We start from the raw sequence: 15414 nt of genomic DNA, 5'->3' as shown, positions 1-15414 counted from the left end.
TGGCCAGACCGAAGCCGAGTACAAGACCAAGGCCCAGGGCGACGATGTGTTCAAGGACCCAGGTTCGGTCTCGGTCGGCATCAGCGATGCCACCGTCACCGGCAAGACCTTCGAGAACCTCGAGCTCGGCGGCAAGGCCACCGTGCAGATCACCGATACCGTCAGTGAAGTGGTCGCGACCCTGTCCGCCGACAAGACCACCGTCACCGAAGGCGGCCAGGTCACCTACACCGTGACCCTGACCAACGCCCAGGGCCTGTCGGTCACTGGCCACAACGGCCTGACCTTCACCCTCACCGATGGCACCAAGGTGTCCATCCCGGCCGGCAGCGCCAGCGGCACCTTCACCATTACCGCCAAGGACGACCCGTACCTCGGTGGCCAGCCGAACATCGTCAACAAGATCGAGTCGGTCAGCGGCGGCGACAACTTCGAGAAGCTGAGCCTGGGCAGCAACACCGTCACCACCACCGTCACCGACGAACCGGCCGGCCAGGGCGACCTGACCACCGTCGGCATCAGCGGCGACACCTCGGTGGTCGAAGGCGATACCGCCCACTACAACCTGACCCTGAGCAACCCGTCGAAGTCCGAGGTGACCATCACCCTGACCTACAGCGGCACCGCCACCGACGGCCAGGACTTCACCGGTGTGGTCACCGTGAAGATTCCGGCCGGCAGCAGCGGCACCAGCTTCGACATCAAGACCATCGACGACAAGCTGGTCGAAGGCTCGGAGAACTTCACGGTCAAGATCAGCGGCGCCAGCGGCGGCGGCTTCGAGAACCTGCAGGTCGACGCCGGCAAGTCCAGCGTCACCACCACCATCATCGACAACGACCACGCTCCGGTTACGACCGGCGGCGCGGTGACCGGCACCGAAGACACCGACTACGTGTTCCAGTGGGGCGACTTCAACGTCACCGACGCCGATGGCAACACCGGCCTGGCCGTGACCATCAGCAAGCTGCCGGACCTGGGCAGCCTGAAGTTCTTCAACGGCACCTCGTGGGTCGATGTATCGCTGAACCAGACCGTCAGCCAGGCCGACATCGCCGCCGGCAAGCTCAAGTTCGTGCCTCTGGCCAACCAGTCGGGCATCGACGGCTATGGCGGCAGTGGCGTGGGCAACAAGCAGGCCGACTACGCGCAGCTCAAGTACAAGCCCAACGACGGCACCAACCTGGGCAACGAAGCGACCATGAAGGTCGACATTCGCCCAGTGGCCGACAAGCCAGACCTGAACATCGGCAACAACAACGTCAACTCGATCGGCCTGGTCAAGGAAACCTGGAACAACCTCAGCGGCCTGGGCAGCAATGGCAACGGCATCTCCGGCGATACGCTGAAGAACGTATTCGCCAACTCCGGCAATGCCAGCAAGACCGAGACGGTCACCGGTGTCGACTCGACCAGCAACGTCACCCCGGGCAGCGGCTCGAAAACGTCCGGCCTGATCTACCTGGAAGCCGGCAAGACCTATTCCTTCACCGGCACCGCCGATGACAGCCTGCAGATCGTCGTCGGCGGCAAGAACGTCGCCAGCGGCATCTGGGGTTCGAGCAGCGGCGCGATCTCCGGCAGCTTCACCCCGACCAGCAGCGGTTACTACACCCTGGAGATCTACAACGCCAACCAGGCCGGCCCCGGCAGCCTGGACGTCAACATCCGCGTCAACAACGGCGCGGCCATGGACCTGAACAGCTCGAACATCCCGATGTACCCGAGCGTCAACGACCTGAGCAATGCCGGCGTGACTGTCTCCGACCTGCACGGCAGCAATGGCCAGGGCTACTACGACGGCTACAAGCTCAACGAAGGCAGCGAGAACGGCGCACCGGTCAAGCTGGTGGGCATCAGCACCAACCTGACCGACACCGATGGTTCCGAGAGCCTGAGCGTCAAGCTCGGCGGCATCCCGGCAGGCTCGGTGCTGTCCGATGGCGCCGGCCACACCGTCACCGTCGGCAAGGACGCAGTGGACGTCACCGGCTGGAACCTGGGCAGCCTGACCATCAAGCCACCGGCCTACTACCACGGCCAGTTCGACGTGAAGGTCACCTCGACCTCCAGCGAAAGCGTTGGCGGCAGCACCGCCACCAGCGAAGGCACCATCAAGGTCAACGTCTACCCGCAGAGCTACAACACCAGCAACCTGTCGTCGGACAACGACAACGTGATGGGCACCGATGGCAACGACATCGTCGTAGCGGACGTTGCGGGCCTGCATGTGACGCCCGGCAAGGACTACAACCTGGCCTTCATCGTCGACACCTCGAACAGCATGGGCACTGCCGGTGTGGCGGCGGCGAAAAAATCCCTGGAGTCGGTATTCAACACGCTGGCCGCCAGTGTGAAAGGCGACAAGCCGGGCACGGTGAACATTCTGTTGGTAGACTTTGCCGCTAAGGTCAAGAGCACCGTCACGGTCACCCTGGACGAGGCAGGCAAGCAGACCTTGCTTAACGCCTTGAACAACCTGAAGCTCGACAAGGATAGCGGCTACACGAACTACGAGGATGCCTTCAAGACCACCGCCAACTGGTTCCAGGATCTTCAGAAAGCCGGTAGTAAAGGCGACAATCAGACGTTTTTCATTACCGATGGCGCGCCAAACGTCTACCAGGCCAACGAGAACGGTGACCCGATGCTGGGCCGGTCTGGCGTATCGATGGACACCTACCTGGCTTCGATCAATTACAAGCCGGGCATGACGGTTAACGACTGGGTAGACAGTAATACCAAGATCACCATTGATAGCGCTGGCAACCTCAAGGTCCAGTACTATCAGAACGGCTGGCTCTACAACGGCGTTTCCGGTGAACTGCATGCCGAAGGCAACGGTGGCTACGAACTGTCCACGCGGGCCTATGACTACGGCAACAGCAGTACCGATGCGGTGAAGAACTCGCTCGATAGCTATAAGCTGCTCGCCGGCCTGTCCAATGTCGAAGCCATCGGTCTCAACAAAGGGGTGGATGAATCGGTATTGAAGCAATTCGATTCCGATGGAAAACCACAGACCAATATCGACCCAAGCAAGTTGGCCGAAGCAATTCTCGGCCACACCGAGGTCACCCTGCCCGGAAACGACACGGTCAATGGCGGCGACGGCAACGACATCATCTTCGGCGACCTGATGACCTTCGACGGCATCGCCGGTACCGGCGTCGAGGCGATCCAGGCCTATGTCGCCGGCAAGACCGGCGTCACGGCGGGCGATGTCGATGCGCGGGCGATGCACAAGTACATCACCGAGCACTACACCGAGTTCGACATCTCGCGCAGCAACGATGGCGCCGACACCCTGCTCGGCGGTAACGGCAACGACATCATCTTCGGCCAGGGTGGCAACGACATCCTCGACGGTGGCAAAGGCAATGACGTCCTGCTGGGTGGTGCCGGCAACGACATCCTCATCGGCGGCAAGGGCGACGACATCCTCATCGGTGGCAGTGGCGCCGACACCTTCGTGTGGAAGGCCGGCGACCTGGGCAAGGACGTGATCAAGGACTTCAACGTCAAGGAAGGCGACCGCCTCGACCTGAGCGACCTGCTCCAGGGTGAGAAGGCCAGCACCATCGACAACTTCCTGAAGATCACCACGGTCGGCGGCGAGTCGACCCTGCAGGTCAGCACCGAGGGCAAGCTCAACGCCGCCGGTGGCCTGGCCAACGCCGACGTGACCATCAAGCTCGAAGGTGTGAACTGGTCGAACACCACGATCAATTCGTTGATCAGCGGTGCCGACCCGACCATCAAGATCGACAACTCCAACAGCTGATGCTGCCCCCCGGCGGCGGCCTGCAAGGACCGTCGCCGCGGCGGGCGGGGTTCCCCAGCCAACGCTTCCCGCGCATACTCGTGCACCAGGCCAGCAGGCCTGGTGAACTTTGCCTATGCTGCTGACACCAAGAAGGAATCATCGTGACGAGGGATCACGCCATGTTCTACGTGCACCGCGACGCCGCCGGCCAGTTGCTGCGGGTGGAAGCCGCCCCGTTTGATGAGTATACGGACATGGTCCCGGCCGACAGTGCCGAGATCCAGGCGTGGTTCGCCGACGACGTCGTGGAAAACAGCCTCAAGCAGCTCAAGCAGAGCGACCTGGACATGATCCGGGTGCTGGAGGACCTGATCGAGGTGCTCACCGCCAAGGGCGTGTTCAGCATCACCGACCTGCCTCCTGGCGCCCAGGCCAAGTTGCTCAACCGCTCCAGCGCGCGCAAGGCGCTGGGCAGCCTGAACAACCTGATCGAGGAAGACGAGGAAGGCGGGTTGATCTGAGCCGCCCGATTCACCAGCGTGCCGGCTCCCACAGCATCACGTAGGAGCCAGCTTGCCGGCGAACAAACCTTCCCATTCAACGCCAGGGCGCAGGCTCGCCCACCAGTTGCCCCTGAATCCCCTGCACACCCATCTCGCGCAGCACCTTCAACTCCCCTTCGGTCTCGACCCGCTCGGCAATCAGTGGCAGGTCGATGCTGTGCGCCGCGCGCTGGATGGCCTCGATGAACAGGCGCTTGTGCCGCTCGTGGTCGATGTTGCGAATATAGCCGCCGTCGATCTTCAGATAGGCCAGCCCCAGGTGCGCTAGGTTGCCGATCATGCTGAAGCGCCCGCCAAAGCGCTGCAGCGCCAGGCTGAAGCCCAGCCCGCGCAGGCGCCGGGTCAGTTGCTCGAGCACCGACTGCTCGGGCAGTTGCTCCTCGCCGATCTCGAAGGTCAAGCGCGGCCCGAGTGCATTGTGTTGGCCCAGCAGGTCATAGACCCGCTGCAACGCCCTGGGGTCGGCCAGGGTCGCGGCGGACAGGTTGAGCGCCAGCGACTCGCCATGCCCCTGCAAGTGCCTGAGGACCTTCTCCAGCACCAGCAGGTCCAGGCGCGCCATCCAACCGAAACGCTCCAGCCAGGGCAGGAAGCGCCCCGCCGCCAGGGCTTCGCCCTCGGCATCGTGCAGGCGTGAGATGACCTTGTAGTGCAGCACCTTGTCCGGCGCCTTGCTGTCCACCACCGGCTGGAAGAACAGCTCGAACTGCCCCTTGGCCAGCGCCTGGTCCAGGCGCGTGTGCCAGGCATGGTGGCTGTCGGCGGCCTGGCCTGCGGCGCCCTGCTCCAGGCATACCCAGCCCGGCTCCGGCTGGCTCTCGGCGCGGGCCAGGGCTTCGTCGGCGAGCTTGAGCAGCGCCTGCGGCGCATCGCCTGGGCTGTAAGGCGCCAGGCCGATGCAGGCCACCGGGTCGACATCGCTGGCGCCGGTTTCATGCAGGCTCTGCAAGGTGGCCTCCAGGGCCTGGGCCAACTGGATCGCCTCGTCGTGGACCATGCCCGGCGCCAGCACGGCGAACTCGCCACCGCGGCTGCGGGTGATCAGGTCGTTGGTTTCAGGGAAATTGGCGCAGGTGCGCCGCAGCTGTTCACCCACCGCCTGCAGCAACTGGTCGGTGCGCTGGCCACCCAGGCGGGCGTTGAGGCCGGCCAGGTCCTGTACCCGCAGCAACAGCAGGTAGCCGGCGCGAGCTTCCTCCAGGTTGCTGACACGGGCATTGAGCTGCATTTCAAAGTACCGACGGTTGGCCAAGCCAGTGAGGCTGTCCTGGTACGACTCGGCGCGTAGCTTCTCGCTGCGTTCGGCCTGCTCGGTGAACAGTGCCTTGAGCTTCTCGACCATCTGGTTCATCGCCTGCACCACCCGACGCAGTTCAGGCGTGCGTGGCAACTCTGGCAGGCTCAGGAACTCACGCCGGGCGATGGCGTGGGACTGCGCCACCATGTAGTCCAGCGGCCGCAATTGGCGACGCAGCAGCAGCGCCCCCAGCACCGCGCTCACCGCGCCGCACAGCAGCAACCAGCCCAGGCTGCCCAGGGCGCTCTGCCACAGCTTGGCCAAAGCGAACATCGGATGGCTGATCACCTCGACCCGCGCCGCTTGCTGCCAGCCGCGGCTGACGATGGCATCGCCGCCAGCTGGCTCCAGGCCGATCAGGTGGATAAACCAACCCGGCACACCGCCCGTGTCGGGTTCGGCGTGGCGCTCGACCAGCACCGCGTTGGAGCCCAGGTCGATGACCTTGATGCTGGAGTAGTAGCCACTGTCGAAGATCGAACTGACCATTAGCTCGACCATTGCCGGGTCGTCGATGTTCGGCGTCAGCGACAGCGCCAGCGCGGTGGCCGCGTCCTGGGCGTGGGAGCGCAGTTGATTGACGTACTGGCTGCGCGAGCTCTCCAGGCTGACCATGAAGCTGCCACTGAAGGCGACCACCAGGAACAGGCAAATGGCTAGCAGCAATTGTTTGAACAGTGACATCTGTGCTCCTTCAGTAAACCGGTTCGGCCGGGAACCCTTCGGCCTGCATTTTCTTCAGCAAGTCCTGCCAGCGTGACAGGCGCTTGGTGTCGCCGACCTTCTTGTTACCCGCAGCGCCGGTCAGCCACAGGCCTTCACCGTTGAAGGCATAGACCGGCAGCAGGTCGGTACGCTGGCTAGCCGGCTTGATCGCGTCCATCAGGCTGTCGAGCACCAGCGGCTGGGCCTGTGGGTTTGAATAATAGGTCAGGACCATGTGCGCGCGGTTCTGGCGCAGGGCCTTGACGTAGGTGATGCGCAGTTTTTCCGCGGGGATGCCCATGCGCCGCAGGCTGAAGTACTTGGCGATGGCGTAGTCTTCGCAGTCGCCGGCACCCTTGATCAGCGACTGGACCGGCGTGGCCCAGTAGTCGACCTCATGCCACAGGTCGATGTCTTCGACATAACGCAGCTGCTTGTTGAAGAACAGGTTGACCACCTGCAACTGCTCCAGCTCGCTCCCTTGCTTCTGGGTCGCCAGCAGGTTCTGCCAGGCGTCGATCCGGCCCTGGCCCGCGCCCAGCGTGCCGTACAACGCCTGGGCGCGGCGGCTGATCTGGGAGAAGTCCCAGTCCGCCTGCGTGCCGCCCAGCAGCAGGCAGCCCAGCAGCAGGGCCAGCCCGAGACGGCGCGTGGTCGCATGGAAGGTCCAGGGTATCGCCACTGCGGGCACCTGTTCTGATCATTCGAAAGCAGCGATGGTGCGGGCAGCGGCAAGAAAAGACAATGGCACCGTGCGATCATGCCGCCAACTGTCGGCAAACCCGCTTCGCACAAGGTCTGACGGCCTTGTCTGGCTTCACAACACTGCCGACTTGCTTCACGATAGCCGCGTTTTGCGATCACGCTGCGACGCCGCCGCCGATCAATCCATTTGACAAGGCCACCCCTCCCTCACTAGGGTTATTGGATCCAATATTGACGTTGCCGAGGCGAACCCCGCGTGGCTGATAAACCCAAACTCCTGAGCACCGTGCTGGGCAGCGAACAGGTACCGGCGCACCTGGCCCGCGGTGTCATCGAAGAGCGCCTGCGCAGCGCCATCCTCGACGGTCGCCTGCCGCCAGGCACAGCCCTGCGCCAGCAAGAGCTGGCGACCCTGTTCGGCGTTAGCCGCATGCCGGTGCGCGAGGCGTTGCGCCAGCTCGAGGCCCAGTCACTGCTGCAGGTGGTGATGCACAAGGGCGCCGTGGTCGCCCCGTTGATCGGTGAAGACGCCGTGGACACCTATGCGCTGCGCGTGATCCTCGAAACCGAAGCACTGCGCCAATCGATCCCCTTGCTCGACGCCGAGGATATCGCCCAGGCCAGGGGCTTCATCCGCCAGCTGGAAACCGAGACCCGCCACGCCGAGATTGGCCGGCTCAATCGCCTGCTGCACATGGCCCTCTACCGCAAGGCGCACAACCAGAAGCTGCTGCGCATGATTGAGGTCGAACTCAACGAGGAGGAACGCTTCCTGCGCTTCCACCTGTCGTCGATGGGCCTGGGCAAGTTGACCCAGGATGACCATATCGCCCTGGTCGATGCCGCCAGCGACAAACTGGTGGACGAAGCCGTCACCCTGTTGGAGGCGCATCTGAACAACGCCGCCCGCACCATTCGCAACTACCTCGATCGGCAAGCGGCCAACTGATCCCATTCGGCGGCCATGCCGCCCAAGTTCGGACGATCCGGCATAAGGAACGGCAGTGCACGTGCAGACGCGACAGCAATCCTCGACCGAAACACCGTCCAGGGTCCGCCTGATCTGCCTGGCCTGTACCCGACAGCAGCTTATCCAGTACCGCACCTGGGCACGCACCCTCAGCGACCCCATCGAACTGGTCGCGGTTGACGTACCCGCCACCGTTGTGCCCGACGCACTCGAGCCGACGCAACCGGCCAGCGAGCTGGCCAAGACCCTGGCCGAGCACTTGCAGCCCTACTTGGCGCAGCCCCATGCCCTGTTTGGCCAAGACCAGGGAGCTCATGTCGCATTGGCCCTGACCCATCTGGCCCAGGGCGCCTACCCTGGGCAGACCCGGCATTTGTTTGTTTCAAGCTGTGACAACCCCGCATACACCGCCACTGGCCTTTCCCACCCGGCCCTGCAGGTGCCGATCACCGTGCTGTACCCCCCAGGGTCACTGGCCGCCATGCTCGGTTGGCACCGCCAGGCCCGACGCGCGCTGGAGTTGATCGAGATGCCGGCCAGCCCGGTCGACTCATCAATGCTCAACCAGCGCCTGGTGCGGATCTTCAACACCCACCTCGGGCTGCTCAGCTTCTAAGGCGCTGAAACGGCGATTTCAGGCATTTGAGCTGCCTGGGCTGTTGCAGGCCATGGCAGTGCCAGCATTTTGAGCACACTCTACTCTCCCGCAGCGACCGCTGATCATCAGTAACGGGCCTGGTCGCCTGCGCCCTCATTCACCTGCAGAAGGACTCTGGCACCGGGCAAGGACCGCAAACGATCAGCCGCCCCTGAATAATCACGCCCCCCCAAACTCCGTTTATCAGTGCTCCGAGTGAGGCATTCACTCTGCGTCCGAATTTTCTGATAGTTAATTATCGGAAGGAGCACTTATTGCCAAAATAAAACCAACCAACTGTTTTATTCGAATAACTATTATCTTAAAAAACACCACACAACAAATAACTAAAAAAACAATTGCAGCACACTTGCAAGTTGATCTAACTTTTATATCGCCAAGCACGGCCGGCCCGGAAATCCCGTAGTTTCTCGGCTACAAACAGCCCTGCGGCTCTTGCAGCCTGTTCGTCATCGAAACTTCGTTCGAGGTATTTGCTCGCCTAGAACTTAAGAGCGCCACAGGTTGCACGGTCATCCAGAACCCTGAAACCCGATAACAGCGGACTTTTCCATGAACCCTTTAAAGCGCACACTTTCCGACAAGAAACTTGAGCTTTCCCGTCACCCATTGTTTTCTGAAATCGACTCGTTGGCGACCTTGCGGCGGTTCATGGAAACCCATGTATTCGCCGTCTGGGACTTCATGTCGCTAACCAAGCGACTACAACAGGAGCTGACCTGCGTCAGCCTGCCCTGGCTGCCCCCGAGCGACCCCGCCGCCGCTCGTCTGATCAACGAAATCGTGCTGGGCGAGGAGTCGGACGATCGTCTCGACCATGGTCACTACAGCCATTTCGAGCTGTACCTGGATGCCATGCGCGAGGTTGGCGCCAGCACCGTGGCCATCGAGCGATTCATCAGCCTCCAGCAGCAGGGCGTCGCTGCCCATGAAGCGCTGCAACGCGCCGGTGCCAGCGAGGCGGCGCAACGTTTCGTCCGCGATACCTTGGAAACCGCCCTGCAGGCCCCGGCCCATGGCGTCGCCGCCGCGTTCCTGCATGGCCGGGAAAGTGTCATCCCGATGATGTTCCAGCAGATTCTCGACGAATGGGGCATCGGCAACGAGCAGGCACCGACATTCCGTTACTACCTGCAGCGCCACATCGAGGTCGACTCCGAGGATCACGGCCCCGCCGCCGAACAGTTGCTGGCCCGCCTGGTCGCTGGCGACCCACAGCGCCAGGAAGACGTCTATGCCGCCGCCATCGCCGCCGTGGACAGCCGCATGGCCCTGTGGGACCGCCTGCGGGCCACGTTGCAGGCGCCGATTGCCGAGGTCACGCCATGAATGCGCTCGACTACCGTTCCTTCGCCGACGCCTGGGAAGAGCGCGCGACCATCCGCACCCGCCCAAGGCGGCGGGTGGAGGATGACCAGCGGCTGATCTACCCGCTCAGTCGCCAGCCCATGGTACTGGGCGCCACCTTCCAGCGCGAGTGCCCGCAGCTGCGCGACTTCGTCCTGGTGCAGAGCCTCTACAAGTTCATCAACGACGTGGTGATCTTCGAGACCGAAATCGTCGACCGCACAGCCCGACGCATCGCCAAGGACCGTTTCGCCGTACGCTTTCCGTTCGCCTGCCGCTATGACGCCATGACCGTGGTCGTCGACGAGGACTACCACGCCCTGGTGGCGATGGACTTCCTCCAGCAGACCATCGCCTTGACCGGCGTGGAGCCCATCGTCCTGCCCCAGGAAATCGAGCTCAGCCGCGCCATCCCAGCCGCTCTGGAACGAGTGCCCGAGGCCCTGCGGGACGCCCTGGAGCTGATCTGCGTGGGGATTGCCGAAAACACCCTGACCGACGATGTCGCGGCCTTCGCCCGCGATGACTCGGTCAAGCCCTCGGTGAAGGGGTTGATGGCCGACCACCTGCTCGACGAAGGCCGTCACTCGAGCTTCTGGGCCAGGCTGACGCGCCTGTACTGGCAGTCCGCGGCCGAAGCCGAGCGCCAGGCCATCGCCGCGGTCCTGCCGGTGTTCCTGCGCCAGTACCTGACCAGCGACATCCAGCAAGCCTTCGACTGCGCCCTGATTGCCGCATTGCCGGTGCCCGAGTCGGTGCGGCAGGCCTTGCGCGAGGAAGCGCAGGCGCTGGCCTACCCGATCAACCACCAGCATCCGCTGCTGGGCAACATCCTGCGCTTCTTCCGCGCCAGCAGCATGCTCGAGTCGCCTTGCGTGCAAGACGCGCTGCGCGACTACCTGCCCTGAGGATCCCGAGATGAGACGCCTCGACATACTCCTGGTGGGAGCCAGTCCCACCCTTGGCCTGCTGGCCCAGACTCTCGACGCGCACGGCCACGGCATTGCCCAGGCCAAGAGTGGCGACACCCTGCGCCAACATCTGGCGACCACGCCGAGCCTGGTGGTGGAGGACGGCAGCCTGGTCCTGGCCAGTAGCGACTGGCAGCTGCTGGGGCCTGCCCCCCTGCTACGCCTGCGCCTGGGTGCCAGCTTCAGCAACACTCTGCCGCGCCTGGAAACCCTTTGCTGGTGCGGCAATGCCAGCGCTCAGCGCCTGATTGGTCGCATGCCGGTGGCCTCCCCGACCTCTGGCAACGGCCAGCAACTGCGTGAGGCTGCGCAGCAGGCCTTGGTCGAACAGCTCGCGCTGCACATCACCCGTTTCGCCCGCAATCCGCAATACCTGCAAGAGGCTCCTACGGTCACCCCCGGCGAGCAGGAACGCGAACATGGCCTGGACTGGCTCGAAGCCCTGGCCTACCGCCATCCGTTCAACCGCACGCTGCGGGCCGACCTCTTGGAAAGCGCCGAGACCGGCCTGGTCGAGCAGTTGCAACGCAGCTTATGGCAACAAGCACATCGTCCGGCGCTGAACCAGGACGGCCAGCGCTACAGCTACCGGCAACTGCATGCACGGGCGTTGGGTATCCAGCGCGCCCTGCTGCCGCTACTGCCATGTGGGGTAAATGCGCCGGTGGTCGCCGTGTGCATGGACAAGTCGCCCGCGCTTTACGCCAGCCTGCTGGCGGTGCTGGGCAGCGCCGCCATCTACCTGCCACTGGACCCGACCACACCAGCCGAGCGGCGGCAGCGCATCCTTGCCGATGCCGGTGCCTGCGTACTGCTTCACGATGGCCAGCAGCCTGTGGATATCTTGCAACTGGATGTGCGTAACCTGGTTGACGCCACACAATCCGAGTTACCCAGCCTGGCGGTGCGCGATACACCGCCCGATCACCCTTGCGTGGCGATCTATACCTCCGGCACCACCGGCCAGCCCAAGGGCGTGCTGCTCAGCCAGCGCAACCTGACGCATTTCATGGCCTGGTACCAGGAGCATGTGGCGTTGGATAGCCAGGCCCGGGTCCTGCAATTCTCCACCATCGGCTTCGATGCCTCCCTGCTGGACATCCTGCCAACCTTCGCCTGTGCCGCCGAACTGGTCCTGCCCAGCGAAGATCAACGGCGCGACCCACAGCGCCTGCTGCAGCTTATCCACAGCCAGGAAATCACTCATGCCTTCCTGCCACCGGCTCTGTTGAGCATCCTGCCGCGCGATGCGCACCTAGGCCTGCGTCACCTGATTACCGGGGGCGATGTCTGCGAGCCCGAAGTCATCGCACGGTTATCCGGGCAGTGCCGGTTGCACAACATCTATGGGCCGACCGAGACGACAGTGCTGGCGACCACCCGGGTATTCGCCAGTGGCGACAGCAACCGTAATCTTGGGGTGCCCATCGCCAACACCCAGGTGCTGCTCCTCGACCCCGAGCTGCGGCCAGTGCTCGAGCAGACCCCCGGCGAGCTGTATATCAGCGGTCCTGGTGTCGGCCTCGGCTACCTGAACAACCCCAGCCTGAGCGCCGAGCGCTTCGTCGAGCTCGAGCTGCCCGACGGCCGTCGGTTGCGCGCCTATCGCACGGGCGATATCGGCAAGTGGGGCGAACACGGCATCGAGATATGCGGGCGGCGCGACAACCAGGTGAAGATCCGCGGCTTCCGCGTCGAGCCCGAGGAGATCGAGCACTGTCTGCGCGATAGCCGCCTGTACGCTCAGGTGGCGGTGGTGATCGACGCCCAGCGTCGGGTTCTGGCGTTCGTCGCCCACCCCGAGTGCGACGCTGCCGCGCAGCGCTTGCGCGAACACGCCGAACAGCAGTTGCCCGACTACATGCGCCCGATGTTCTACCAGGTGCTGGAGCAAATGCCATACACCGCCAATGGCAAGGTCGACCGCCGGAGCCTGGCACTTCGCCCCTTGGCACTGCCAAGCAGCCAGCGCCTGGCGCCACGGACGGCGACCGAGCAGCGCCTGGCTGGCCTGTGGAGCACGCTGCTGGAGTTGCCAGAGACGGATATCTCCTGCGACGACAGCTTCTTCAACCTCGGCGGCCACTCGATCCTGCTGTCGCGCTTGTTGCTGGAGGTTCGCCAGCAGTTCGGCCAGGGCGTGGCAATCAACCGGTTCATCGAGCAGCCAACCCTGCAACGCCTGGGAGCGCTGCTCGATGGCGAAGACGCGGGCACAAGTACATCGTTGGTGCGCCTGGAGCAGGATGCCAATCGCGCGCTCGACCTGCAGGTACTGCCGGTGGATCGCCTGGGCGATGTACACAAGGTGATCGTCACCGGGGCCAACAGCTTCCTCGGTGTACACCTGGTCGAGGCCTTGCTGGACTGGGGGGCCAGCGAAGTCGCCTGCCTGGTCCGGCGTGGCGACGGGGTGTCGGCGACCGAACGCTTCGCCCAAGCGCTGCACGACAACCACATCACCCTGGATCTGGGCCGCGTGCGGGTGTTCGAGGCCGACCTGCGCAAGCCGCGCCTGGGGCTTGCCCAGGCCGACTACGACTACCTGGACAACGGCTATGGCGCCTTGCTGCACAACGCGGCGCAGGTCAACCATGTGCTCGACTACCAGGTGCTCGCGGCCGACAACATCGAGCCGCTGTTCGAGTGCCTGCGCTTGTGCGAAGGACGCCGCAAGAAGATCTTCAACTTCGTCTCGACCCTGTCCGCCTGCAGCGCGGTCGGCGATGACGGGCGTGTGCTGGAAGCAGACCCGGCGCCGACTCCACCCATCTACATCCGCAATGGCTACAACCTGAGCAAGTGGGTCGGCGAGCGCATCCTCAGTCGCGCTCGCGCACAGGGGGTGTGGGTCAACCTGTTCCGCCCCGGCAACATCACCTTCGACAGCCGCACCGGCGCCTGCCAACCCCAGCGCAACCGCCTGATGCTGATGCTCAAGGGGTCGTTGCAACTGGGTCAGGTGCCAGGTCTTGAGATCGACTTCGACCTCATGCCCGTGGACTTCCTGGCCCGGTTCATCGCCTTCCACGGCAGCCGCCACCAAAGCGGCCACTGCGTGTTCAACCTGCACAATCCCGAGCCCTTGCGTTGGCGTGACTACCTGGCGTCCTTCCGCGCCCAGGGCCATGCCTTCGAGCTGGTCAGTGTCGAGCAGTGGCAACGCCAGTTGAGCCGTGTCGACCGCGACAACGCGCTGTATGACGTCCTGGGCTTCTATCTGGACGGCTTCGAGGAAGACATTGGTGACATATCCGGCATCGCCCATGACAACGCCCGTGCTGGCGTGTTGCGCATGGGGAGCCACTACCCCAGCAAAAGCCCCGAGCTGCTTGGCCGCGGCTGCCGCTACCTGGCCGATATTGGCTTTATCTGATTCTTTCATACCCAACAGGAGCACTACGACATGCAAACATGCAAACCCGATACCCTGATCCGCAACCCCCAAGGCTGCCAGGTGGTGTCCAGCGTCGAGATCGCCGCGCCGGCCGCCAGTGTGTGGAACATCGTCGGCAACTTTGCCGGCTTCCCGGTATTCATCCCCGCCTTGGCGCATATCGAGATGACAGGCCAAGGCGTGCGTTCGGTGCGCAAGAAGCTGTTCAAGGATGGCAACGTGGTGATCGAGCAGTTGAACTCGCGGGATGACCAGGCCATGAACATGACCTGGAGCCTGATCTACACCAGCCTGAACATCGGCAACCTATGGGCGGCCATGGAAGTGGTGGCGCTCGAGGATAGCCGCAGCCGCGCCACCTGGACGATCCAGGCCGAGCCATGGGAAGGCGGGCCCGAAGCCCTGCCGGGGTTCCAGGCGTTCCTGCAGGGGTTCGCTGATGAAGCCATGGGCAATGTGCGTAATCTGCTGAGCTGATAGCGCCAGTAGGCAGGTAGAAACAACAAGGCCGCTCCCATCGGGAGCGGCCTTTTTGTTTCTCAAGCAGACGTCACGGCCATGGCCTTGCGTCATGTCTCGGGCCCGTAAGAGCCAGCTTGCTGGCGAACCAGGCGACGCGGTGGATGGCGCCGGCTGCGCCGGTGTTCGCCGCCCGCCAGCGGCCTGTAGGAGCCAGCCTTGCTGGCGAACCAGGCGACGCGATTTTCCTGGAGGACCGAGGCTGCAGGTTTTGCGGCCGCTGCGCGCCCGATCGCGACACAAGGCCGCTCCTACAGGGACCACACATGCCTGGATGTTTTGCCGCCACAAAGACAAAACCCCTACCTGCTTACGCAGATAGGGGTTTTGCGAAATGAATCTTGACGATGACCTACTCTCACATGGGGAAGCCCCACACTACCATCGGCGATGCATCGTTTCACTGCTGAGTTCGGGATGGGATCAGGTGGTTCCAATGCTCTATGGTCGTCAAGAAATTCTGTATGCCGACCCGTCCAGCAGGGACGTTTCAGCGAATCTCTGTACTCTCTACTT

10 protein-coding genes and 1 rRNA gene are annotated in these 15414 nt (G+C 63.5%); 8 read left to right on the top strand and 3 right to left on the bottom strand.

From position 1 onward, the window contains the following. Together E3U47_RS24195 and E3U47_RS24190 are read left to right on the top strand one after the other, a co-directional pair. On the top strand, nt 1-3784 hold a 3784-nt coding region (locus E3U47_RS24195), incomplete at its 5' end, for an immunoglobulin-like domain-containing protein (protein ID WP_306106437.1). Nucleotides 3785-3945: 161 nt separating this feature from the next. Then, a complete protein-coding gene (locus tag E3U47_RS24190; RefSeq protein ID WP_134694095.1) occupies nt 3946-4287 on the top strand; it encodes a tryptophan synthase subunit beta in 342 nt (113 codons plus the stop codon). A 76-nt stretch (nt 4288-4363) separates the two neighbouring features. Here the strand turns inward: E3U47_RS24190 and lapD are convergent, their stop codons facing one another. Together lapD and lapG are read right to left on the bottom strand one after the other, a co-directional pair. Continuing rightward, complete coding sequence (gene lapD / locus E3U47_RS24185; RefSeq protein ID WP_134694094.1) at nt 4364-6310, bottom strand: cyclic di-GMP receptor LapD; 1947 nt, start codon at nt 6308-6310, stop codon at nt 4364-4366. Between the two features lie 10 nt (nt 6311-6320). Continuing rightward, entirely contained in the window at nt 6321-7022 is a 702-nt protein-coding gene (gene lapG / locus E3U47_RS24180) for a cysteine protease LapG (RefSeq protein WP_134694093.1), read from the bottom strand. Between the two features lie 270 nt (nt 7023-7292). Between lapG and E3U47_RS24175 the strand changes: the two genes are divergently transcribed. From E3U47_RS24175 to E3U47_RS24150, 6 genes are all read left to right on the top strand, one after another. Further along, nucleotides 7293-7985 (top strand): GntR family transcriptional regulator, encoded by a 693-nt coding sequence (locus tag E3U47_RS24175; RefSeq protein ID WP_134694092.1) that lies wholly within the window; start codon nt 7293-7295, stop codon nt 7983-7985. Between the two features lie 61 nt (nt 7986-8046). Then, nucleotides 8047-8622, top strand: coding sequence for a hypothetical protein (locus tag E3U47_RS24170; RefSeq protein ID WP_134694091.1), 576 nt, complete (start codon nt 8047-8049; stop codon nt 8620-8622). Nucleotides 8623-9216: 594 nt separating this feature from the next. Next, a complete protein-coding gene (locus E3U47_RS24165) occupies nt 9217-9993 on the top strand; it encodes a DUF3050 domain-containing protein (protein WP_134694090.1) in 777 nt (258 codons plus the stop codon). After that, nucleotides 9990-10919, top strand: a complete 930-nt coding sequence (locus tag E3U47_RS24160) for a diiron oxygenase (RefSeq protein ID WP_134694089.1) — start codon at nt 9990-9992, stop codon at nt 10917-10919. The genes E3U47_RS24165 and E3U47_RS24160 overlap by 4 nt, the downstream gene beginning before the upstream one ends. Before the next feature lie 10 nt (nt 10920-10929). Beyond that, entirely contained in the window at nt 10930-14358 is a 3429-nt protein-coding gene (locus E3U47_RS24155) for an amino acid adenylation domain-containing protein (RefSeq protein ID WP_134694088.1), read from the top strand. A gap of 30 nt (nt 14359-14388) precedes the next feature. After that, a complete protein-coding gene (locus tag E3U47_RS24150) occupies nt 14389-14856 on the top strand; it encodes an SRPBCC family protein (protein WP_134694087.1) in 468 nt (155 codons plus the stop codon). Between the two features lie 381 nt (nt 14857-15237). Here E3U47_RS24150 and rrf read toward each other — a convergent pair. Further along, nucleotides 15238-15353: ribosomal RNA gene (rrf, locus tag E3U47_RS24145) — 5S ribosomal RNA — on the bottom strand. Between the last annotated feature and the right edge of the window lie 61 nt (nt 15354-15414).

Origin of the sequence: Pseudomonas sp. RIT623, assembly GCF_004519305.1 — a bacterium.
In the GTDB taxonomy this organism is placed as follows: Bacteria; Pseudomonadota; Gammaproteobacteria; order Pseudomonadales; family Pseudomonadaceae; genus Aquipseudomonas.
This window is presented reverse-complemented; position numbering and strand designations above follow the sequence as displayed.

What these genes read in the sequence shown, in the direction of transcription:
- E3U47_RS24190 (WP_134694095.1), top strand. Translation starts at nt 3,946, where the DNA reads ATGTTCTACGTGCACCGCGACGCCGCCGGCCAGTTGCTGCGGGTGGAA.
- E3U47_RS24165 (WP_134694090.1), top strand. Translation starts at nt 9,217, where the DNA reads ATGAACCCTTTAAAGCGCACACTTTCCGACAAGAAACTTGAGCTTTCC.
- E3U47_RS24150 (WP_134694087.1), top strand. Translation starts at nt 14,389, where the DNA reads ATGCAAACATGCAAACCCGATACCCTGATCCGCAACCCCCAAGGCTGC.
- E3U47_RS24160 (WP_134694089.1), top strand. Translation starts at nt 9,990, where the DNA reads ATGAATGCGCTCGACTACCGTTCCTTCGCCGACGCCTGGGAAGAGCGC.
- E3U47_RS24155 (WP_134694088.1), top strand. Translation starts at nt 10,930, where the DNA reads ATGAGACGCCTCGACATACTCCTGGTGGGAGCCAGTCCCACCCTTGGC.
- lapD (WP_134694094.1), bottom strand. Translation starts at nt 6,310, where the DNA reads ATGTCACTGTTCAAACAATTGCTGCTAGCCATTTGCCTGTTCCTGGTG.